At 59.9% G+C, this 21,014-nt stretch carries 20 protein-coding genes; 8 read left to right on the plus strand and 12 right to left on the minus strand.

Features of this window, described 5'->3' with window-relative positions:
* Window positions 1-834 precede the first annotated feature (834 nt).
* Window positions 835-1,125 carry a DUF4148 domain-containing protein gene (locus M0D69_RS31615; protein ID WP_301785781.1) on the plus strand — a complete coding sequence of 97 codons (291 nt, stop codon included), beginning with the start codon at window positions 835-837 and terminating at the stop codon, window positions 1,123-1,125.
* 895 nt (window positions 1,126-2,020) lie between these two features.
* On the opposite strand, the gene M0D69_RS31620 is transcribed toward M0D69_RS31615, so the two are convergent.
* The 3 genes from M0D69_RS31620 to M0D69_RS31630 form a co-directional block, all read right to left on the minus strand.
* A complete protein-coding gene (locus M0D69_RS31620) occupies window positions 2,021-2,314 on the minus strand; it encodes an H-NS histone family protein (RefSeq protein WP_301785782.1) in 294 nt (97 codons plus the stop codon).
* Between the two features lie 80 nt (window positions 2,315-2,394).
* Window positions 2,395-3,618, minus strand: coding sequence for a serine hydrolase (locus tag M0D69_RS31625; protein WP_301785783.1), 1,224 nt, complete (start codon window positions 3,616-3,618; stop codon window positions 2,395-2,397).
* A gap of 146 nt (window positions 3,619-3,764) precedes the next feature.
* Window positions 3,765-3,983 (minus strand): hypothetical protein, encoded by a 219-nt coding sequence (locus M0D69_RS31630; RefSeq protein ID WP_047847336.1) that lies wholly within the window; start codon window positions 3,981-3,983, stop codon window positions 3,765-3,767.
* Window positions 3,984-4,254: 271 nt separating this feature from the next.
* Here M0D69_RS31630 and M0D69_RS31635 point away from each other — a divergent pair, with 271 nt between their 5' ends.
* On the plus strand, window positions 4,255-5,340 hold the full coding sequence (locus tag M0D69_RS31635; protein ID WP_301785784.1) for a helix-turn-helix transcriptional regulator: 1,086 nt from the start codon (window positions 4,255-4,257) through the stop codon (window positions 5,338-5,340).
* A gap of 27 nt (window positions 5,341-5,367) precedes the next feature.
* Here the strand turns inward: M0D69_RS31635 and M0D69_RS31640 are convergent, their stop codons facing one another.
* The 3 genes from M0D69_RS31640 to M0D69_RS31650 all read right to left on the minus strand — a co-directional run bounded on the left by M0D69_RS31640 (window position 5,368) and on the right by M0D69_RS31650 (window position 7,426).
* On the minus strand, window positions 5,368-5,634 hold the full coding sequence (locus M0D69_RS31640; RefSeq protein ID WP_301785785.1) for a hypothetical protein: 267 nt from the start codon (window positions 5,632-5,634) through the stop codon (window positions 5,368-5,370).
* 98 nt (window positions 5,635-5,732) lie between these two features.
* A complete protein-coding gene (locus M0D69_RS31645; protein WP_047847338.1) occupies window positions 5,733-5,981 on the minus strand; it encodes a DUF2164 domain-containing protein in 249 nt (82 codons plus the stop codon).
* Window positions 5,982-5,983: 2 nt separating this feature from the next.
* Window positions 5,984-7,426, minus strand: coding sequence for a sigma-54-dependent Fis family transcriptional regulator (locus M0D69_RS31650; RefSeq protein WP_301785786.1), 1,443 nt, complete (start codon window positions 7,424-7,426; stop codon window positions 5,984-5,986).
* A gap of 281 nt (window positions 7,427-7,707) precedes the next feature.
* On the opposite strand from M0D69_RS31650, the gene M0D69_RS31655 reads away from it, so the two are divergent.
* From M0D69_RS31655 to M0D69_RS31665, 3 genes are all read left to right on the plus strand, one after another.
* Window positions 7,708-9,108 carry a GntP family permease gene (locus tag M0D69_RS31655; protein WP_301785787.1) on the plus strand — a complete coding sequence of 467 codons (1,401 nt, stop codon included), beginning with the start codon at window positions 7,708-7,710 and terminating at the stop codon, window positions 9,106-9,108.
* A 142-nt stretch (window positions 9,109-9,250) separates the two neighbouring features.
* Window positions 9,251-10,051 (plus strand): 3-hydroxybutyrate dehydrogenase, encoded by an 801-nt coding sequence (locus M0D69_RS31660; protein WP_301785788.1) that lies wholly within the window; start codon window positions 9,251-9,253, stop codon window positions 10,049-10,051.
* Window positions 10,052-10,125: 74 nt separating this feature from the next.
* Entirely contained in the window at window positions 10,126-10,359 is a 234-nt protein-coding gene (locus tag M0D69_RS31665) for a hypothetical protein (protein WP_047847342.1), read from the plus strand.
* Between the two features lie 72 nt (window positions 10,360-10,431).
* Here M0D69_RS31665 and M0D69_RS31670 read toward each other — a convergent pair whose 3' ends face one another.
* Window positions 10,432-12,450, minus strand: a complete 2,019-nt coding sequence (locus tag M0D69_RS31670; RefSeq protein WP_301785789.1) for an AI-2E family transporter — start codon at window positions 12,448-12,450, stop codon at window positions 10,432-10,434.
* 231 nt (window positions 12,451-12,681) lie between these two features.
* Window positions 12,682-15,189 (minus strand): PAS domain-containing protein, encoded by a 2,508-nt coding sequence (locus tag M0D69_RS31675; protein WP_301785790.1) that lies wholly within the window; start codon window positions 15,187-15,189, stop codon window positions 12,682-12,684.
* A gap of 214 nt (window positions 15,190-15,403) precedes the next feature.
* Here M0D69_RS31675 and M0D69_RS31680 point away from each other — a divergent pair, with 214 nt between their 5' ends.
* Window positions 15,404-15,586 (plus strand): DUF1289 domain-containing protein, encoded by a 183-nt coding sequence (locus M0D69_RS31680; RefSeq protein ID WP_301785809.1) that lies wholly within the window; start codon window positions 15,404-15,406, stop codon window positions 15,584-15,586.
* A gap of 220 nt (window positions 15,587-15,806) precedes the next feature.
* Entirely contained in the window at window positions 15,807-16,049 is a 243-nt protein-coding gene (locus M0D69_RS31685) for a hypothetical protein (RefSeq protein ID WP_301785810.1), read from the plus strand.
* 24 nt (window positions 16,050-16,073) lie between these two features.
* Here the strand turns inward: M0D69_RS31685 and M0D69_RS31690 are convergent, their stop codons facing one another.
* Window positions 16,074-16,424: a VOC family protein gene (locus tag M0D69_RS31690; RefSeq protein ID WP_301785791.1), complete on the minus strand. Its 351-nt coding sequence runs from the start codon at window positions 16,422-16,424 to the stop codon at window positions 16,074-16,076.
* 19 nt (window positions 16,425-16,443) lie between these two features.
* Window positions 16,444-17,022, minus strand: a complete 579-nt coding sequence (locus tag M0D69_RS31695) for a hypothetical protein (RefSeq protein WP_301785792.1) — start codon at window positions 17,020-17,022, stop codon at window positions 16,444-16,446.
* Between the two features lie 360 nt (window positions 17,023-17,382).
* On the opposite strand from M0D69_RS31695, the gene M0D69_RS31700 reads away from it, so the two are divergent.
* The gene (locus tag M0D69_RS31700; RefSeq protein WP_301785793.1) at window positions 17,383-17,631 is read left to right on the plus strand and encodes a hypothetical protein; all 249 of its coding nucleotides are present in this window, start codon (window positions 17,383-17,385) and stop codon (window positions 17,629-17,631) included.
* Window positions 17,632-17,748: 117 nt separating this feature from the next.
* Here M0D69_RS31700 and M0D69_RS31705 read toward each other — a convergent pair whose 3' ends face one another.
* Window positions 17,749-19,509 (minus strand): winged helix-turn-helix domain-containing protein, encoded by a 1,761-nt coding sequence (locus M0D69_RS31705; RefSeq protein WP_301785794.1) that lies wholly within the window; start codon window positions 19,507-19,509, stop codon window positions 17,749-17,751.
* Window positions 19,510-19,543: 34 nt separating this feature from the next.
* Window positions 19,544-20,809, minus strand: coding sequence for an MFS transporter (locus M0D69_RS31710; protein ID WP_301785795.1), 1,266 nt, complete (start codon window positions 20,807-20,809; stop codon window positions 19,544-19,546).
* Between the last annotated feature and the right edge of the window lie 205 nt (window positions 20,810-21,014).

A 21,014-nucleotide genomic window follows, 5' to 3' on the forward strand; every position in this document is an offset into this window, starting at 1 on the left:
CCCGGTGACTGAATGAAGCTGAGGAATGAAGTGCATCCACGAATCTGACACGTACCAGCCAAACCATCATAGGCGTTCGGTCGATGCGACGGCTATCCGGAATGGGTCGGATTGTGGATCGGCTCAACCTCTGGGGCGCACATTTCTCATCGTGTTCCGCTTCGAGATGGGCATTTCAATCGGTTACCGGGCGGCAGCCCCGCCGCAAGCCATTTTCGAGATGATTTCCACAAAGTTGTCCACAGAAACTGTGGACAACTTTGCAGATGTTTAATAATTCGCACTAAACGGCCAAGCGCTTGGCGGAATAAGGCTGGAGGCGGGGTTAAAGCGTCCGGAAACGCCCAAAAATGCCTTTATCACCCGTGCCGGGCGAAAAGTTATTGACCGAAAAACACGTTGCACTGGGACGACGGACCTTGGCATGCCGAGGACTGCGATTTGGCATTGTCTGCAGCGCTGGCAGCGCCCGCCACAGCGAACAAGACGACAGCGGCAAAGACGGAAAGTGCGCGTTTCATGAGACTCCTCGGTGAGTTTGACAACGATCTGACTGGATCGATGAACCGAGAATATCGATTAAGCGAATGCAGAAAAATGGCCGGGTAAGGAATTGATCTTTACCGGAATCGCAATGAATCAGGCTCCGCGGGCTTTTTAGAACTTGAGAGACCCGGCGCTCGCTCTCCGTGCTTAGAAACAAAACTTCACATTCATGCAAGACGCACAACAATATGTTTTCCCAATCGGCATTGGTCAGCGATAGGGTTGTGAATAGACTGGTTCACATTGATGGCGTGAAACGCGCTGTCTCCAAACAGTCAGAGGTTCACCATGAAACGCACGCTTATTGGTAGTTTGTTCGTCGCAGTGCTGGTCTCGTCGGCACCCGCCTTTGCTCAATCCTCGGACGTTGCCCAGCCGAACGCCTACGGGCCAAAAACGAGAGCCGAAGTGAAAGCCGAACTGGCCGCTGCGAAAGCAAGCGGTGAGCTCGACGCGATCGACACGGACAGCTATCCGCAGTTGTTGCCGTATCAAGCGGCGCGCGCTGCACGCGTCACGTCGAGTACGAACACGACAGCCGTGACGCAAGCAAACGGCGCGCGTGCGAACACGCAATAAGCGCACGCACAAGTTATCGAGAAAGACAAAAGATCACAGCGGATTCAATTGCTGAAGCCGCGTGATCTGTCGAAGACGTTCATCCTCCGCCTCGCTCCGATGGTGGATTGCCCGGTCCCAGGACCGGGCTTTTTTATGTCCCCAAATGGCGCATTGGTGAAGAGCGACATGAGCAGCGAAGCTAAGTGAACGAGGCCGGAAGCATAGCTGCAGGAATCGCTTGCCGCAGAGCAGATTCGATAAAGGTGAGCGATTTCGGGAGCTGCGCGAGGTGAGGTGCGAGACCCGATGAAAACTCACGCTTGAGGCTATTTGCAAGTATCGCTAACTAGATGGCAGAGGTGAGCGAGCTTCATCAAGTGCTTGAGGTGCATCGCTGTGAGCCTTTACCCATAAGGCTTTCACGGCTTCGCTCTTACTTGGTTTCGAGACGTCCGTTGCGAGCGCAAGCGTTATGCGCCACTCAGGTTCGACACTGCGCTCGCGTGAGCGAGCGGTGAGTGACGCTATAGGTGAGGTAATACGGGAGGGTGATTCAGCGTTGTTGAGAAAGAACTTTAAGAGCCGTTCCTCTCTCTCTTCTCGTCATGTGCGCTTCACGTTAAAGCGTTCTCTATCAATGAGTTGCGTCCCGTTGTTAAAACAGTTGATACGCGTGTTCATGAGCTTTAAGTGCTCACCAGCAGCGCTTTCCGATGGATTCAAGCCGCTATAGGTGAGGCTATGCGGGACCCGATACAACGGCGTGAAGCTTGCTGATAAGGCCACGCGCACTGCGTTGATCGAACGCGCGCGCAAGCTCGGCTACGACATGACGTTGCTGCGCGAAACGCTGCATTGAAATTCATCGCGCATGAATGATCTTCGAACTTCACTCGCCGATCATTCGCTTCAATCACGTACCAATCAGAAAGCGTTCCTTGTTGCGTCCCGCCAGCCAACCGGGCGGGCGTCCGCGTCCGCTCCACGTCTCGCCGGTCTTCGAATTGCGATACTTGGGCGGCAGCGGCGGCTTCTTGAGCGCCCTGCCACGCCTGGCTGAAAAGCCAAGCTCTTCGGCCGTCAGGTCATACTCGACAATCTTGCGCTTGATCTCCTCGATCGCGACCGCAACTTCCTTCTGCTGCGCGATCGCAACTTCCTTATGCAGTTTTTCGAGTTGTACGGTCAGTTGCTTGTAGGTGGCCATAAGCTGCTCTGTAGGTTCGGTATGCGCGCGAAGTGGACATGACATGTTGACACTAATCGTCGATTTTCACGCGTCGGCAATCAGTCGTCGATGGCGTCGTAGAGATGGCGTTCGAACACGGCTGCCATCGGAAAGGGTTCCACGCTGCGTCGCTGGATCAGCATGATGCCGATCATGTTTTCGACCGGATCGGCGAACCAGCTCGTACCGAGCGCGCCGGGCCAGCCGAACGAACCTGTCGAACGATAACCGAGCGTGCGCTGTTGCGCAGGGTCATCGACGATCGCCAAGCCGAGACCAAACCCCTGCCCCGCCCACACGATCTGCCCGAATGCCGGAATGCGGCGCTGGTCGCGCGAGAGAAAATTCGTGCGCATCAGATCGACAGAACGATGCGACAGCAGGCGCGAACCGCGCGCGCGTTCATCGGCGTTGCCTTGCAAACGGCCGCGGCCAAGCAGCAGGCGCGCGAAACGGAGATAGTCGTCGGCAGTGGAAACAAGACCCCCTCCGCCGTTTTGAAAGCGCTCGGGTTTAGCGAAGCGGCTCGATGCCGGATGATCTTCCACCACGCGTTGTCGCGTCACGGGATCGATGGCGTAGGCCACCGACAAGCGCCCGAGTTTTTCAGGTGGCACCACGAAGCCGGTGTCATTCATCTCCAACGGCTCGAAAATGCGGGTGCGGAAGAACGCTTCGAGCGACATGCCGCTGATGCGCTGGATCAGCGCGCCGAGGACGTCGGTGGAGATGCCGTAATGCCAGCGGGTACCGGGCTGGAACATCAAAGGGAGGTCAGCCACGCGCTGCAGCCATGCGCCGGGATCGACCGATGCCTCGACGCCGTTGAAAACATTGCTGTACGCATCAGCTAGCGCGCCGAGCGCACTGAAGTGATACGCGAACCCGGCGCGGTGCGTGAGCAGATCGAGCAACGTGATCGGCGCGCGCGCGGGTTCCGTGCGGTCGAGGGATGCAGCGGGATCCGTCAGAACCTTGGGATTGGCCAGTTCGGGCAACCAGCGCGACACGGGGTCATCGAGTGCGATCCGCCCTTCTTCCACGAGCATCAAGGCGGCGAGGCTCGTCACCGGCTTGGTCATGGAGGCAATGCGAAACAGCGTGTCGCGCATCATGGGCGTGCGGGTTTCGCTGTCGCTGTGACCCAGCATGTCGACCCGGGCAATTTCACCATGCCGCCAGGCCAGGGTGACGCAGCCGGCAACGTCGCCGGTCTCGACGTACTGCTGCATGGCAATACGTGTGCGCTCGAGGCGCGTCGCGCTGAATCCCGCGTCGGACATTCAAATATCCCTCTTATGGTCACATTCTCTCAGCACGACATTTAAACATGCCGGAAATGTGACACCAAGGGAAGTTTTACCTCGGCTTGTAACTCCGTTACATAACGCCGGAAATCAATACATCAATATGTTACGGATTCTAATCTTTAAGCGAGCGAGCAATTCAATCCCATGCTGGCTTCAAGTTGTTCAAGCCGGTCGATGATTCTCTGCATGCGCGATTGCTGCGCCGGTACGAGTGCGCTGGACGCAACCGAATCAACCCGGTTACGCCAATAAGACAAGGGGATGCGGTCTTCCGCGGAGATTCTTCCGATTACCTGCTCCAGATGCAAAATATCCGTCTCGATTTGCCGATGATTCATTTGCAACTCCAAGGTAGATGTTATTTCTACTTTTTTGGAACGAACTTGCGGCAGCGCGCGGAACATTACAGTTCACATGTCGCAAGCTGAATGTTCAGGATTCGCACAATGCGCGGCGCGCCGCCAGACTGAAGCAGCGCAGGCCCTCGAAGGACCTGGGTTAGAGTAGCGAAGGTTGCCGGGTGCTGTATATTCCGCAAATGCGGAACAGTAAAAATGCGGTTATCCGGCGCGTCGGATCGGCAAATTATCCGCATGACCGGAGGAATGGATGCTTTCTGAAAGCGACCAATACGACCAGACCGTCAACGCTATATATGAAACACTGACACGCCCGCAAGCGTGGCACAACGTATGTGCCACAATCGCCGGCTTGATTGGCGCCCGCGCAGTCAGGATTACCGTGCGCGATAAGCAGCTTGTTAATTTTCATCCCGAAATTTTCACACTCCAAGAAAATACGGATTATTACAATCTTCCCGAATATTGGGTTCCTGTATTAGGAATTAAGTCGATTGAATCGTTTGCGCGCTTCGAATCCGATGAGAAAGGCCCGGGTTTTGGACAGGTAAGCGAATCGGGACATGTTTTAAGCCGGCATATTCTCGATACCGGCGAATGGCTCATCGCGCTTCTCTGCGAGTTTGTATCGGAGAGTGACGCCCTTGCTCCGTCAGCCGGGCAATGGCTCGATCGCCTGACGCCGCATGTGTCACGCGCTGCACAACTTCAGAACGCACGCTTTTTCGCCGCGTCCGAGCTTTTCGCCCAAGTTCCCTTTTTCGACGAATGGCGTCAGCCCGCCATGCTCGTCGCGTTGAGCGGCGCCGTGCTCCGCTTTAATGACGCGACCACGCAAATGTTGAAGCGAACCACGCTGGTTCAGATAGTCGATGGCTTGCTGGAACTGCAAGGCAGGCAGCATCAGCGGATTCTGGACGAGTGCCATTCGACGGCGGACGAAACGCCGGCGTACCGAATGCTTCGGCTGACGGAAACGGAAGGTGGGACGGTGGACGCGGTGTACGTGTTTTATCACCCGGTCACGGTCTCGGCGAACCGCGATCGTGCGGCGCTATTCACGTTCTATCACCCGGATTCACCGCCTCTCGTCGATTCGAATCTGCTCGCGACCGCGTTCGACCTGACGCTGGCGGAATGCCGGGTTGCGTGTCATATCGCGGAGGGGCGCACGCCTAAGGAGATAGCCGCGACGATCGGTGTGCAGCACGACACCGTGCGCAAACAATTGCAGGCGATCTATCAGAAGACCGCGACGAATCGTCAGGTCGACCTGCTCCGCCTGCTGCTTAATCTGCCCGCGCATCCGATGCCAAGCGCCCCACCAGAGGCTTAGTGCCGCGCTTCGACAAAGCCCCAAGCGTCACTTCGCCCTGCACGCGATCAACAAGCTGTTCTGGCCGTTGTCGCTGCTTTGATCGAGGACGTCGTAACTGCCCGAACACAATGCGCGGGCGTTTTGCTGGCAATTGCTCCAGCCGCCATTAGTCGGGCATTGGATCATGGAAGTCGGGCGGCCATCGGATGAAAACAGCGGCGGCGCGCTGCTGCAGGCAGACAACACCGACACCGCAGCCGCGAGCGGCAACAGCGCCAGGAAACGCGATGCACATAGGCTGACAAGCTTCATCCGGAACCCCTTTTTAACGCTGTTTTTTTGATTTCGCGAGTATGCCATGCGGAGCTTTCGGCTTGCCTCCTTGCAGCACTTTACCGGGCGCTTCTGAGCTACTTTTGAAGTCCCCAAATGTCACTGTCGATCATCTCTACGCGGGCATCGATTTTCGCTTTTACATCGGCGAGCGCCTGGTTGTAGAAGTGCGCACCAATCGTCTTCGATAACTCATCAAGCCACTCCTTCGCCTCGAACTGTCCCAGCCGCGCGTCGAAACGCTCTTCCGCCAGACGCTGCAACTGGGCGATGGCAAGCGCCTCGTGCTCACGGGATAACGGCGTTGTGTTCGTCTCTTTGCTCACGCTCAAACCTCTATGTCTAATGCGACGATCTTCTTGTACATCGTCGCGCGGCCAATGCCGATCCGCTGCGCCGCCTCCGCCACGCGGCCGCCGCTTGCGCGCAGGGCATCGGAGAGGAAACGCTTTTCGAAACCCGCCATGGCCTGGGCGTATGACGTTGCGTCGGCCTCCTCAGACACCGGCGCGGCGCTGGCGTCTTGCGGGCTCGCTGCGCCCATGAAGGCGCCGAGCGCGCGGGCATCGATATGCTCGCTATCCGACAACATCACCGCGCGCTCCAGCACGTTGCGCAACTCGCGTACATTTCCTGGCCACGAATACGCGGCGAGCTGGCGCCGCGCGTCGTCGTGGAGCACGAACTGGCCGGCGTGACGCGGACGGGCATCGGCGGAAAGCTCTTCGAGCATGGCGTACACCAGCGCTTCGATATCCCCCGCCCGCTCGCGCAACGGCGGCGCGTGAATGGACAGCACGTTCAGCCGATAAAACAAGTCCGCGCGAAACCGGCCGCTGGCGACCAGCGCCGGCAGATCCGCCGACGTCGCCGCGATGATCCGGACATCCGTGCGCACGATCCGGTTCGATCCCAGCGGCTCAAACTCCTTCTCCTGCAACACACGCAGCAACTTGCCCTGCAGCACGAGCGGCATGTCGCCGATTTCATCGAGGAACAGCGTGCCGCCATCGGCTAGTTCGAACTTGCCCACGCGCCCTTTCCGATCCGCACCCGTGTATGCACCCGCGGCCGCGCCGAAAAACTCCACTTCGAGCAAGGTGTCGGGAATCGCCGCGACGTTCACGGTGACAAGTGGCCGCGCGGCGCGTGTCGATGCGCCGTGAATCGCGTGCGCCAGCAGCTCCTTGCCCGTGCCCGTTTCGCCGGACAGCAGCACGGGCGAATCGACTTGCGCCGCGCGCCGTGCCTGACGTTTGACATCGAGGCTCGCCGCGCTGGTCCCCACGAAACTCGCGAACGTGTATTTCGCGCGCCGCGCCTGCGCGAGCGATTGCCGCGTCGCGATGAGTTCCTGCTGCACCCGCGAGTAATGGGAAAAGAGCGGTGTGAGCGCCTTCATTTCGTCGAAGAGCGCGAAACCGATCGCGCCGACCGTCTGGCCATAATCGTCCTTCAGCGGCAAGCGCGTGACAACCAGCGGCTCGCGATCCGTTTCCAGCAGGTCGAGCAGGATCGGCTTGCCAGTCGTCACGACTTCGCGCATCAGGCTGTTCGGAATCACCGCTTCGCAATCGCGGCCGATTGCTTCTTGCGGGTCCGAAAACCCGAAGCGCGCCGCGTAGCGTTTGTTGATCCAGACGACTCGCGCGTCCTTATCGACGATGAACGTGCCCTCGCTGAAATTCTCGAAGGTCTTGAAAAGCGAATCCATCGCGCGACGCAAAACGTCGCTGTAATCGACGGGGACATGCGTCCAGTCGTTGTGCATCGGGTGTCTCGTGGGTTTTCTCGATATCGAGACAGAATATCTCGAAACGTGGAAATCCAGCAAGACTGCGGGGAAACATTGTGTAACCGACCGTTCGGCCAATTCTTGAGTCACCACGCTGTCTCGATTAGTAGACATTCTTTGAGACGCACACGGCTCGTTAAAGCCTTAGTTCCTTGCTGAGTCACGGTTCTCAGCCGTTGGCATGAATGCTGCGTATTGGGCGCACCTAATTCCGGGCGCCCTCAACGCCTGGAGACACAACAAGTAACGGAGACTCAATGTCCTTTCTCGTCGTCCTCGCCGCTTTGGCGTTCCTCATGTTTGCTGCGTATCGCGGCCATAGCGTGATTCTGGCGGCGCCGCTCGCCGCGCTCGCCGCCGTCCTGCTGACCGAACCCGCCGCTGTTGCACCCGTGTTTTCCGGCATCTTCATGGAGAAGATGGTCGGCTTCGTGAAGCTGTATTTCCCCGTGTTCCTGCTAGGCGCGGTGTTCGGCAAAGTGGTCGAGTTGTCGGGATTCTCCGAATCGATCGTGGCCGCCGCCATTCGATACATCGGCAAGACCCGCGTCAATGCGGTGATCGTCGCGGTGTGCGCGTTGCTTACCTATGGCGGCGTGTCGCTGTTCGTGGTCGTGTTCGCGGTCTATCCGTTCGCAGCCGAAATGTACCGGCAGAGCAATATCCCGAAGCGGCTGATGCCCGGCGCTATCGCGCTCGGCGCGTTCTCCTTCACCATGGATTCGCTGCCCGGTACGCCGCAGATCCAGAACATCATCCCCACGACGTTCTTCAAGACCACCGGCTGGGCCGCTCCTTGGCTTGGCACTATCGGCTCACTGTTTATTGTGGTGGTCGGGCTGTCGTTTCTGGAATGGCGCCGCCGTTCGGCGATGGCAACCGGCGAAGGCTACGGGACGTCGCTCGTGAACGAACCGGATCGCGTGGAAAGCGCGCAATTGCCTCATCCTCTGCTCGCCCTCGCGCCGCTGGTGCTGGTCGGTATCGCGAACTTCGCGCTAACCAAGTTGATTCCGGATTGGTACGGCGCCAGTTATGCCGTCGCCCCCGACGTGCTGCCCGGCGTTCATGCGCCAGTCGTTACGCAGATCAAATCAGTCATTGCAATCTGGGCCGTCGAAGGCGCGTTGCTGCTCGGTATTCTGCTCGTCGTGTTGACGGCGTTCGGGCGCGTGCGTGATCGCTTTGCAGTGGGCACGAAAGCGGCGGTCGGCGGTGCATTGCTCGCCGCGATGAATACCGCGTCCGAGTACGGCTTCGGCGGTGTGATCGCGGCGTTGCCGGGCTTTATCGTGGTCAGCGATGCGCTCAAGAGCATTCCGAATCCGCTCGTGAACGCGGCTGTGTCGGTGAGTTCGCTCGCGGGGATCACAGGCTCGGCGTCGGGCGGCATGAGCATCGCGCTGGCCGCCATGTCGGATACGTTCATCAAGGGCGCAGAGGCGGCGCATATTCCGCTGGACGTGCTGCATCGTGTGGTCGCGATGGCCAGCGGCGGCATGGACACACTGCCGCATAACGGCGCGGTGATCACATTGCTCGCCGTGACCGGATTGACGCATCGCGAGTCTTATCGCGACATCTTCGCCGTGACGATCATCAAGACGCTCGCCGTGTTTTTCGTGATCACGGTGTATTACGTGACCGGGCTGGTTTAAGGCGTTACGTCTGCTTTACGCCTTGCGTGTATCGGTGGCTTCGCTGAAAGCCGCCGATACTCGATACACGCCCCGTTCGCATCTGGCAAACTTTGCGGCACCCGCTTTTGCCTCCCCACTCCTCTCCGACAGGACTCGCCACATGACCTCATCCGCAGCATCGCCGCTCGCCGGCAAAACCGCGCTCGTCACCGGATCGACGAGCGGCATCGGCCTTGGGATCGCGACCGCACTCGCGCGAGCAGGCGCGAATCTCGTGTTGAACGGCTTCGGTGACGCCGCCGTTATCCAAAGTGCGATCGCGCAAATCGAACAGCATGGCGTGAAGGCCGTGCATCACGGCGCGGACATGTCGAAGTCCGCTGAGATCGAAGCGATGATCGCCTTCGCCATCGAACAATTCGGCGCGGTCGATGTGCTCGTGAACAACGCGGGCATTCAGCACGTTGCGACCATCGATACCTTCCCCGTCGAGAAGTGGGACGCGATTATCGCGATCAACCTGACGTCGGCGTTTCATACCATGCGCGTAGCGCTGCCGAAGATGCGCGAGAACGGCTGGGGTCGCGTGATCAACGTTGCATCGGCGCATGGGCTGGTGGGATCGGTGGGGAAATCGGCTTATGTGGCGGCCAAGCACGGCATTGTCGGTTTGACGAAGGTGGCCGCGCTCGAAAACGCGCGCACGGGCGTGACGGTGAATGCGATCTGCCCGGGTTTCGTGCTGACGCCGCTGGTGCAAAAGCAGATCGACGATCTCGCCTCCCGCGACAACCTCTCGCCGGACGCTGCGCGCTCGAAGTTGCTGGGAGAGAAACAACCGTCGGAGCAATTCGTTACGCCGGAACAGATCGGCAAGCTGGCCGTGTTCCTGTGCTCCGAAGCCGCCGATGAAATGCGCGGCGCGGCATTGCAGATTGATGGCGGATGGACATCGCAGTAAATCTGCCGTTGCCGGAGCGCGTGCCTGCTCCGGCAACCGTTGGTACTATCGGGGTTCGTAGAACGGAGACTCCGATGACGGCTGAACATAATCGAACAGAAGAAGCGCGGGCAATGGAGCGCATCGTCAATGCCACGCGGCAGGTGCAGACCGCGTTTACGGCGTTGCAGGGGCACTTTCCGCCCGCGGGCGACGGCCGGCCGTCGCAGATGGCATTGCAGACATTCGATGCTGCGCTGCAGGAGCTGGAAGAAGCGCAAGCCGCATTCGACACGATGTTGAACGATCTCTTCGACGGTAATCGCTAGAAGGGTTTCTATCGCTCCGGTGGATGGGTTGGGGTTCTGCCAGGAACCGCAACCCTGGCGTGAACGAAACTATCAAGCTCCCCGCAATACAGGAACCACGGGCGCGTTTTCCTTCGCGCCTCCCGCCTCTGCGGCCACAGCAGCATCCGGCGGATTCAACCCCTCCCACGAAACGCCATCGGTCGATTGCCCCCGCGCCGCCGCTACACACGCCTCCACCAATTCCTTGAACGACGTTGCCGCCGCGGTCTTGCGAATCACCGCCTCGCCTTCCAGCGCGCTGTCCGGCACTACCAGCCCCACGATCAGATCCGCCGTAGCCGCCCGCTGATGCAACCGCCGCAGCAGATTGCGCAAATACGGCGGCGACTCCGCGGCATCGAACGAGATCACGCAGATCAGCGACACGCCCGTTAGATCCACTTCGTCGAACCGCGTGCGCGAAAACCGCTCGTACGGCGCCAGATCCGCGCCCAGGCCATGCTTGCGAAACAACTGCACCGCGATAGTCGCCGCCAGATCGTCGAGCACACCACGCCCTGCGATACACAGCACGGACGACGTGTGGCCCTCCTGAGCGGCATCGAAGTGAGATGGCGGCGTTTCGTGCACGATGCCGGCTTCGCGATCCGACATCTCGAGGCTCGCCGGTGGTTCCTCTTCCTGCCTCACCGCCATCACCACGTCTTCCACTTCCTCAAGTCCTTCGACAATGTCCATCGCCGATTCGTTGATGCGCCTCAACTGATCCGCCGTCACCACGCCGCGCAACACGTCGTTATGCGCGATCCGCAAACCCTCGAGCGCCACTTCGTCGTAATAGGCGCTGAGCGAGCGCTCCTTCAGCAGCGACTCGGCCTGCACGAGCGCTTCATCGGGATCGTTGGCGAGCAGCCGCTGATAGAAATTCTCCGCGGGCGTCAGCGCCGGACGATCGCCGAACAGCACATCGAGGAATTCCAGCCGATCCACATGCCGCCCAAGAATGACCAGGCACAACGTCAGCGGCGTCGATAAAACCAGCCCGATCGGTCCCCAGATCCAGCTCCAGAAAATCGCCGCGACAATCACCGCGAACGGCGAAAGCCCCGTGCTGTGCCCGTACAACAGCGGTTCGACCACCTGCCCCGCGACCACGTCCGTCACGCCGAACAGGACCATGGTCCAGATCATCATCGACCAGCCGGGCCCGACGGCCGCCGCGAACACCACGGCCAGCAATGCCGCGATCCACGTACCGACGTACGGCACGAACCGCAGCAAGCCGGTGAGCACGCCGAACAGCAACGCGCCGGGCACGCCGATGATCGCCAGCCCGATTGAGATCACAATGCCCGCGCCCATGTTGATGCCGAGCTGCGCGAGGAAATAGCGCGATAGCCGGCGAGCGGCTTCGTCCATGGCGGTAGTTGCGCGGTGCAGGTCGCGCGAGCCGAACAGCCGGATCAGGCGGTCGCGCAGGTCTTCTCGCTGCAACAAAATGAAGATGGCGACCACGAGCACGATGCCGGTGGTTTCCAGCGGACTGATCACCGGCGATAAAAACCGCTGCGCCAGCTGCACCGGCGACGGTGATGGTTCGTGCACTTCGACTGGCATCGGGGAATCGATGGGAGACGCCGCCGGGTTTTCCTCGTTCTTGCGAATCTCGTCCTGGCGATTCGGCGAAAGGCGTTTGAGCGCCGCCGCCGTCTTGCCGAGAATCGCATCTGCCCGCCCGATGGTCTTCTCCTGCACGGCATTGATCTTGCGCTCCACCGCAACCTGATACTGCGGCAGATCGCCGGCCAGTTGCGCCACCTGGGCGCCGATCAGCGCGCCGACGGCCGTCAGCACCGCCAGCGCCGTTAGCACCGCCACGATCACCGACGGCACTTGTCCGAACTTCAACCGCCGCAACAAATCGACGAACGGCGCAACCAGGAAGCTCAGCAACACGGCGAGAATGATCGGAATCAACACCGCGCGACCGAAATACAGCGTGCAAATCACGACCACGCCGGTAATCAGCGATGTCAGCGCCCGCAAACCCGGTGCTTCAGGTTGCAAGACCGTGGCGGACGGCCGGCGGGGCACGGGATCTGGAGTCATGACATCGTTCTCGTTAAGGGCCACGCGAAGGGCACGGGATTGCTGGCAGCAGCGCAGCGTTTGCGCACACATTTCGATCTGGTTTGCCACGAGCCGGTGTCCGGCAGTCTCGGGGATCGAAGGAGCGTTGCGTTGTCCCGAGCAAGCGACATGCCATTCACGCAAAAAGGTGAGTGTATACGGGAGCTAAAAGGTGAGTGTTTGCGGGAGTACGGGTGCACCGGCGCGCGCCTATTCCCCCGTCACGCCCGGCGTGACCATTCGACGAATCCGGCTCGCCATGGATTCCAGCGTGAACGGCTTGGTAATCATTTCCATGCCGGTGTCGAGGAAACCGTTCGCGCGGGTCGCCGCTTCCGCATAACCCGTCATGAACAGCACTCTCAACGAGGGCCGTGTCGCACGCGCGGCGTCCGCGAGCTGCCGGCCGTTCAGCCCGGGAAGCCCGACGTCGGTCACCAGCAGATCGATACGTGCGCGCGAATTGAGCATGACCAGCCCGGACGGGCCGTCGACGGCTTCGAGCACTTCGTAATCCAGATCGCGCAGGATTTCGCACACCAGTTCACGCACGGAAGCGTCGTCTTCCACCACCAGGATCGCGTGCCGCCCGGCCGCGCGATGCGCCTCGTTGAGTTCGCTCGTGATTTCCTGCTTGCCGGGATCGCCGGAAAAGCGCGGCAGATAAAGCCGGATGGTCGTGCCCACATCGGGCGCGCTGTCGATCGTCGCAATCCCGCCCGACTGCTTGGCGAACCCGTAAGCCATCGACAAACCCAGCCCCGTTCCCTGGCCCAGTGGTTTGGTCGTATAGAACGGATCGAAGGCGCGCGCCTTGACGTCGGCGGGCATGCCGGCGCCCGTATCCGACACCGATACCATCACGTAGGAACCCGGCGTCACATCGGGATGACGCGCGGCGAAGTCGTGGCCGAGCTCCACATTGTCCGTTTCAAGCGTCAGACGCCCGCCTTCCGGCATGGCGTCGCGCGCGTTGATCGCAAAGTTCAGCAACGCGTTCTCGAGCTGGTTCGCGTCGCAGCGCGTGAGCCAGAGGTGCGGATTGCGCACCACGCGCGTCTCGATCGCCTCGCCCATCGTGCGTTTGAGCAGGTCGTCGATGGAATGCAGCAGCTCGTCCGCGTTCACCGGCTTGGGGTCGAGCGGCTGCCGCCGCGAGAACGCCAGCAGCCGGTGTGTGAGCGATGCCGCCCGGTTTGCAGCACCGATGGCCATCGAAATAAAACGGTCGATGTCGTTCGTCCGGCCGAGCTGGGTGTATCGGCGGATCAGTTCGAGCGGCCCTGTAATGCCTTGCAGGAGATTGTTGAAATCATGCGCAATCCCGCCCGTCAGTTGCCCAAGCGCTTCCATTTTCTGCGCCTGGCGAAGCGCTTCTTCGGTTTGCTGAAGCGCGCGCTGAGTTTCCTTTTCGCTGGTGACGTCGCGGCCGTTGCCGTAAAGCGTGTCGCCTTCGGGCGCGGCGACCCACGATACCCATCGGTAAGAGCCGTCCTTGTGGCGATTGCGGTTCTCAAAACGCACGAGTCCCGAACGAGCCGCCGATAGCAACGCGGCTTCAGTGGCCTCCACGTCGTCGGGATGAACGATCTCCGCGAACGACTTGCCGATCAGTTCGTCTTCACGAAAGCCGAGAATATCCGTCCATGCCGGATTGACGGCGCGCAGCACGCCCGCACTGCTCGCGACAATGAACAGATCGCGCGAATTGCGCCAGATGCTGTTGCGCTCGCGGGTGCGGGCGTCGACTTCCGCGGCCAGCGAGTCGTTCAGGCGCCGCAATTGCGACTCGCTGACCCGCAAGCGCTCTTCGAAGCGCTTATGCCCCGTGATGTCGTAAGTCACGCCGAGATAACGCAAGCCGCCGGCATTGTCCTGGATCGCTTCGCCCCGCCGCGCCATCCAGCGCTCCTCGCCGTTGTCGGGGCGGCGAATCCGGTATTCGAGGTAATCAAGCGCGCCGGCCGGCATGTCGAGATGCCCGGCGCGCACGCGTTCACGGTCCTCGGGATGCACGAGTTCCAGCAGATCGTCGAGATGGTATTCATGGCGCGGCGTCAAACCCCATTGCCAGCAAAGTTCCTCCGATACCGCCATCCGCCCGCTATGAGGAAACAACTCGAAGGTGCCAATTCCGCCGGCCTGCTGCGCGATCCGCAGACGCTCTTCGCTTTCCCGCAACGCCCGGTCGCCCGCATGGCGTTCTATCGCGAGCGCCGTCACGCTCGCCACTTGCGCGATGTCGTCCAGTTCCTGGCGCGACGGCGTTTTCGGCACGGAGTAGTAGTTGGCGAAGGTGCCGAGCAGGCGGCCATCCGCGGCGCGTATGGGCATGGACCAGCAGGCGCGCAGGTCGTATTGCCGGGCGATATCGCGGAAAGCCGCCCAGACCGGGTCCGTCTGGATATCTTCGACAATCACCGGCTCGCCCCGGAACGCCGCCGCCCCGCACGAACCCATGAGCGGCCCGAATTCGAGACCGTCCACGATGCGGTTGTAGTCGTCGGGCAAACTCGGCGCAGCGCCGTGAACCAGGCGTTTCCCGGTGGCATCCACGAGCAGCACGGAAGCGCGCAACGGCAATTCGGAGCGGTTTTCGACCCGATGAATCACGTGTTCGAGCACCTCTTGCAGCGGCATGCCCGCCACGACGCGCCCAAGCACGGCCCGCTCGAATTCGAGCTGGCTCAGCGTGGAAAACAGCAGAGGTTTCTGCATGGTCGAAAGCAAAAGCCGGTAAGTCAGGCACAGTGCAACGAGCGAAGTGTTCCAAATCTTAGCATCCGGTATGGCTCAGTCCCGGGTTGCGCTTTTCATGCCCACGACGGCGCGCGCCTATTGTCCCCATCGGGATTATGTTTTAGGTCCACGGGCATACATCGTGCGAGATTTCCCGGGTCGAAATAAAGCGTTCGCGCGCAACGGATTTCTAATGGCTGTGGAGTCACCCTGCATCAACATTTGCGAATTCGATGGCAAGACCGGGCTGTGCACCGGTTGCTTGCGAACCAAGGACGAATGCAAGCAATGGAAAAAGCTGAAGAACAAAACCCGGACAAAAATTATCGATGAACGGCCTAAACGCGAGGCTAAGCTTAAGAAAGCGAAGAAGTGACGCGAGGCCTCCGCGAGCGCGCAATCGCGTTCTTTTGACAAGCTTTTGACAGACAACAACGCGTGCCGGCCTGACGCGATAAAACGACAAGGACACGAAACCCGACTCACTATTCCGGAGTTCAGTCATGACCATCATCGTTCAGTTGAAACGCGTTTTATCGATGTCCGCAGCCGTGCTCGTCACGTCATTTGCCACTCATGCGACGTATGCGCAAACCATGAGCATGGGCTTAAGCCCAAACGACGACATGCACGCAGCGGCTAACAGTACGAAATTGATGCCAAATGCACCGCTCGGCAGCGAGTATCCGACGCACGGCAATCAGCAAGCGGGCGAGTTGAACCTGAATCCTACCGATCCGCGTGCGCAGCTGGTCAACGGCTTGCCGAATAACACGCAAAGCGGCGGTTATGGTTCGCCGCTGGCGGGGAATAAAGCGAATGTGCCGCAGGGGTATTAGGGTTCGATTCACCGGGCTCTGCACTCATGCGTGCGCGAGAACATTGATGAGCTTGCCGAACGGATCGCGGACATAGAAACGCCGGACGCCCCAGGGTTCATCGACGGGTCCGTATTCAATCGGGAAACCCGCGCTCTTCATGCGCTCGAGTGCGGTATCGACGTCGTCGACCTCAATCGACAGATCCGGCACCGGCGTGCCGGATCCGCCCTCCGAAGCCACGCTGATCTGCACGCTCATTTCTGTCTGGGAACCGTAAGTCTGGATCCAGCCGTGATCCATCAGCAGATCGAGACCCAGAACATCCTGATAGAACCGCTTGGCCCGCGCAACGTCTTGCGTTGCAAGGTTGGCGACGATTCGTTTGACCTTCATCTGCGTTTTTCTCCTTGTTTTATGGTGCCTTGAGCGGATCCGCGAGCGCTTTATACGGTAAAGGATTCGCCTTGGGATCGGTGGTCATGTTGTCGATGACTTGATCGACATCCGCCGTTTTTGCCAGCTCGGACAGGAACTTATCCTTATCGAAACCGGGCGATACACAGCCTTGCACATAGATAAACCTTCGCTGCAGCATCAGCCATAACGAGGATTGTTCGCGCCAATGTGTGGCGGGATTGATGGTGCTGAGGCGTCGCTGAACGGCTTCGGCTATCTCGGCATCGTAGCGATACGCATTGGACAAACGACACCGCCCCTCCACCCAGCAGCTATTGCCGCGTTCGATGCGGTAATGGCCTTCTGCCAGCCACTCCTGTTCCGTCTCCAACGGTCCTAAGGGCGTTGGACATTGCGGGATCGCTTTGGAAATCTGGAAAAACGGATCGTTTCCGCGGTTGCTGAGGGAGTCGTCGGCGAGCGCTGACTGGCTGGCTACCAGTGCCAGTGCCAGCAAACACCACGCGCAGTACTGGATAAGCGGTTTCATCTTCTTGTACTCACGCAGTTCCCAAGCGGCTACGTTAAACGTCATGACGAATATAACCGATCGAATCGGGCCGGAGAAAGCGGCTTGGATCGCGTAGCGCCGTCCTCGCTCATTGGTTCATGGCTCAATCCACCGGCCGATTTCAAGCCGCCGTTGGCGGCATCGTGCCAGGTCCTGGCTGCACGGACGGTGCGCGTATCTTTAGCGTCCCTAACTCTTTTACGGTACGTGCAGCACGTTAACGATTTCTTCATCTTGCGTCGATGGAGTTCCATGAAACGGCGTCGCAACATGAGCGGACGCGATCCGGACTGCGCACCGCACAAGCGTTGAATCGTCCGGTATCGCCTTTTTCGGCCAGCGATCTGCTGACCGTGTCCGACCTTCTTTTGTGGAGCACTCGACATGAAGACGTTTAGAATCGTGGTGGCATGCGCAGCCACCCTCGTCGTTGGACACGCATGGGCGCAAGAACAGGCTGCGACCATGGAAACCGCACAGCCTGCTCAGGACGTCGGCGGCGTGACGGATATGTCCAGAAGCGATGCAGGAGCACCGAAGGGAATTACCCGGCAACAGGTCTATCAAGACCTCCTTCGTTCGCAGCAATCCGGAGAGAAAGCCCGGTTGCAAGACCTTTATCACGGTCAGTGACGTGGTCAGGTGCTCGTATCCGCACAACGGGGGCGAGCCGGCACGCTGAGTTTTGCCAGGTGCTCGGCGTGCCGGGAATCCATGACCGGTTCATCTTTCTCCAACGCTTCCACCCCCTCAATAGCCAATCCTCCTTTCGACATTGCGAAACCGCCCGGTTGACCGGTATCGATCAAACCACGCATTCGTACGAAGTTCGCACAGGCGAGACGAGCGTTCGGCAAGCGCCGCGTCAAGCCAATGAAACATCTCGTCCTGCCTCCCCAGCCGGGCGTAGATCTCCGCAAACAGCAGCGGCGATACATAACCCCTCTGCCGCCGCGCCAGCAAATCCTGCAAGAACCACTGCAGGAGCGCGTCGTAGCCACCCGCTTCCCACACCGTCCGGATCATCTCCGCGCGAGCGAATTCGTTACACCGCGTCAGCGCGTCGAGGGTCGCCTCGACCGCCTCCTTGTGCATGCCCTGCACTTCGAACGCGATCGACAACACCTGATAGATCAGCGACGACCGATTGCCACGCCCGTCGGCGAGGAACTCCCTGATGACATCCTGGTACCGGCCCGATTGCACCATGCCGAATATTCGTGAGCCTTCAAAACCGAGCGGATCGAAGCGCTCGGCACGCTCGAACTGCGCGTGTCCTTCCGCTTCTCGTCCAAGCACCAGCAACAGTCTCGCGTAGAGGCGGCTGGTTTCAGCGTGATTAGGATTCAGACGCAGCGCTTCGAGAAATTCCGCCTCTGCCCGGCGCCAGTCCCAGTCATAGAAATAGTGCACGCCGGCCAGTGCCTGATGGGCTTCAGGCAGGTCCGGGTCCAGTTCCAACGCGCGAAGCGCGGTTTCCCGCGCCTTCGGATAACCTTGCGACGGTGCAAAAAGGCCGTGTGTCGCGGTCGATCCATAGATATTCGACAAGCCGACGTAACCCAGCGCGTAGGTCGGATCACGCTCGATGGCGGTCTCGAAGTAGCCGAGCGCGCGGGTGAAGTCCTCGCCGCTCAGCGCATGGTGGGCGGCAAATCCCGCGTGGAAATGAACGCGACGGGTCCAGTAATACCGGCCGCGCAGGTACGCATCGTGGGCAGCCGGATCGATGGGAAGCCGTCTTGCCAGCATATGCTGCTGCTGTTCAGCGAGCGTCGGCGACACTTCACGGGCCAGCGCAGTCCCAACCTCTTTCTGACTATCCAGCGCACCCTGTGCCACCGGCTCATAGGCGCGGCCCCAGATTTGCGCCTGGTCGGTACAGCGAATCAACTGCGCCAGGATGCGAACCCGCCCGCCCTCCCGCGTGATCGAACCTTCCAGCACATAGTCGACAGCCAGCTCGTGCGCCATCTCCGCAATGCTTTTGTTGGAGTGCCGGTAACGCGCAGCGGTTGTCCTCGCGATGACGTAGATCTGCTCCGGATGCAGCATGCCGATGTTGGCGGAAGTCTCGTCTGCGAGCGCATCGCAGAAGCTGTCCTGGGTCGGATCACCGCTTTTGTTTTCAAAGGGCAGGACCAGTACGCGAACGGCGGCTGGCGCGGCGGTCAGCGGTTCTGCGGACGACGTTCGCACGCCATCGAGACGATACCCCTTGCCCTTGATAGTAAGCAGATACTTCGGGTCGTCGGGATTTTCGCCAAGCGCGATCCGGATCTTCCGGATCGCCGTATTAATACTGTTGTCTGTGTCCCGGAAAGCGTTGCCGCGCCATAGCGTCCTGACAATGTCGGCACGCGTCACGAGTTCGCCGCCGCGGGACACCATGAAAATCAGCAATTCCATCGGCAAGCGTTCAAGACGAATGTGCTGCCCCTCGCGGCGCAGTTCGTAGCGCTCGATGTCGAGCTCTACGTTTCCGATCGTGATGGGTTCGTGTGTCTTCATGTGCCCTCCAGCGAGATCGATTCTTGTGTGCGCTTTACAAAGCGCCAACGGCTCCTCTTGTATCTTTCATCCCGAAAGACGCCATGAATGCGAACGTCGCGCACAGCATCATGAACAGCGCGGGTGCCGGAGGCCAGTGCGTTCGGGTTACCAGAACGTTGGCGATCAGGGGAGCCGTTCCTATCGATGCAGCCAGACCGAGATTCATCGCGGTGCCCACGCCGCTGAAACGCACGCCGACCGGAAAGAGCTCCGCAATCGCACAGGCGAAGGTTCCGTTGGCGAACGAAGCAACCATGCCGGCCATCACGAACAACACGAACAACACGGGCAGGCTGGCCTGATGACGGGCGACTGTCACGTAGAAAACGGGGCCGAACAGCGCCGACAACACGGCGCCCAATCGAAAGACATAACGTCGTGGCAGCACGTCACCCATACGCGCCGTGACCAGGATGCACGCCGAGACAACGATCACGTACAGGGTCTGCGCCATCGCGATCCGCTGAGGGTCGTAGCCAAGCTGCCGGAGATAAGTGGGCATGTGCGCGACGAACAGGCCATTGGACGCTCCCACCAGTACCGTTGCCGCAATGCCTGTTGCAAGGGGCTTGAGATGCCCGCGAAACAACACGGCGAGCGGCTCCTTATGCCGCGCACCGACGGTTTGCACATACTCGTTCGTCTCCATCAGGGTACGGCGCAGAACGAAACTGAGCAGCCCGATAACGCCACCCAGCAGAAAACCGATGCGCCATCCGACCGAGCTGACTTGGTCCGGCGTGAGCACCATTTGCACGGTCAGGTTAATTCCGGCAGCAAGCAGCAACGCCATGTTGACGGCGAAAAACACCATGCCGCATAAGACGCCACGGTTCTCACGCGTGATTTCCACGGCATAGACGACCGCGCCGGACAGTTCGCCGCCAACGCAAAAACCCTGTGTAAGGCGCAGCAGAAGCAAAGTCACGGCGGCCGTCATGCCCCACGCACGGTATGAAGGGAGCATTCCAATGAGCAGGGTGGAGACCGATGCAACCATCGCCGAAACGGTGAAGACGGATCGCCGCCCGTATTTATCGCCGAGACGGCCGAGGGAGATTCCGCCTATTGGTCTTGAGAGATTACCAATTGCAAGGACCGCATACGACAGCGTATCCGCCGACATGCCGACGTTAGCCGGAAAAAACTCACGGCCTATCTCGTGCGCAAAAAATCCATAGATGACAAAGTCGAAAGTTTCAAGCGCGCCCCCAATGCTGACGAGCAAGATCGTCCAGCGCTGGCGGGGAGTCATCATCTCGTTTCGGATCGGAAGAGAATCGTCGAGCATAGTCCTCCTCGAATCATCGGGAACGCACCACCGTGCAGGGACTAGATCGCCTCACAGCGTCTTCCGCGTGTGAGTGCTGACGCTCTACTATCCTAGGACGCGACCGCATGCTATATCCGCCATTCTGGTAAGAATATTGGCCGACGCCCGGGGATGGTGCATGGAGTGGGAT

Origin of the sequence: Caballeronia sp. SEWSISQ10-4 2 (assembly GCF_030464885.1) — a bacterium.
Taxonomy (GTDB): domain Bacteria; phylum Pseudomonadota; class Gammaproteobacteria; order Burkholderiales; family Burkholderiaceae; genus Caballeronia.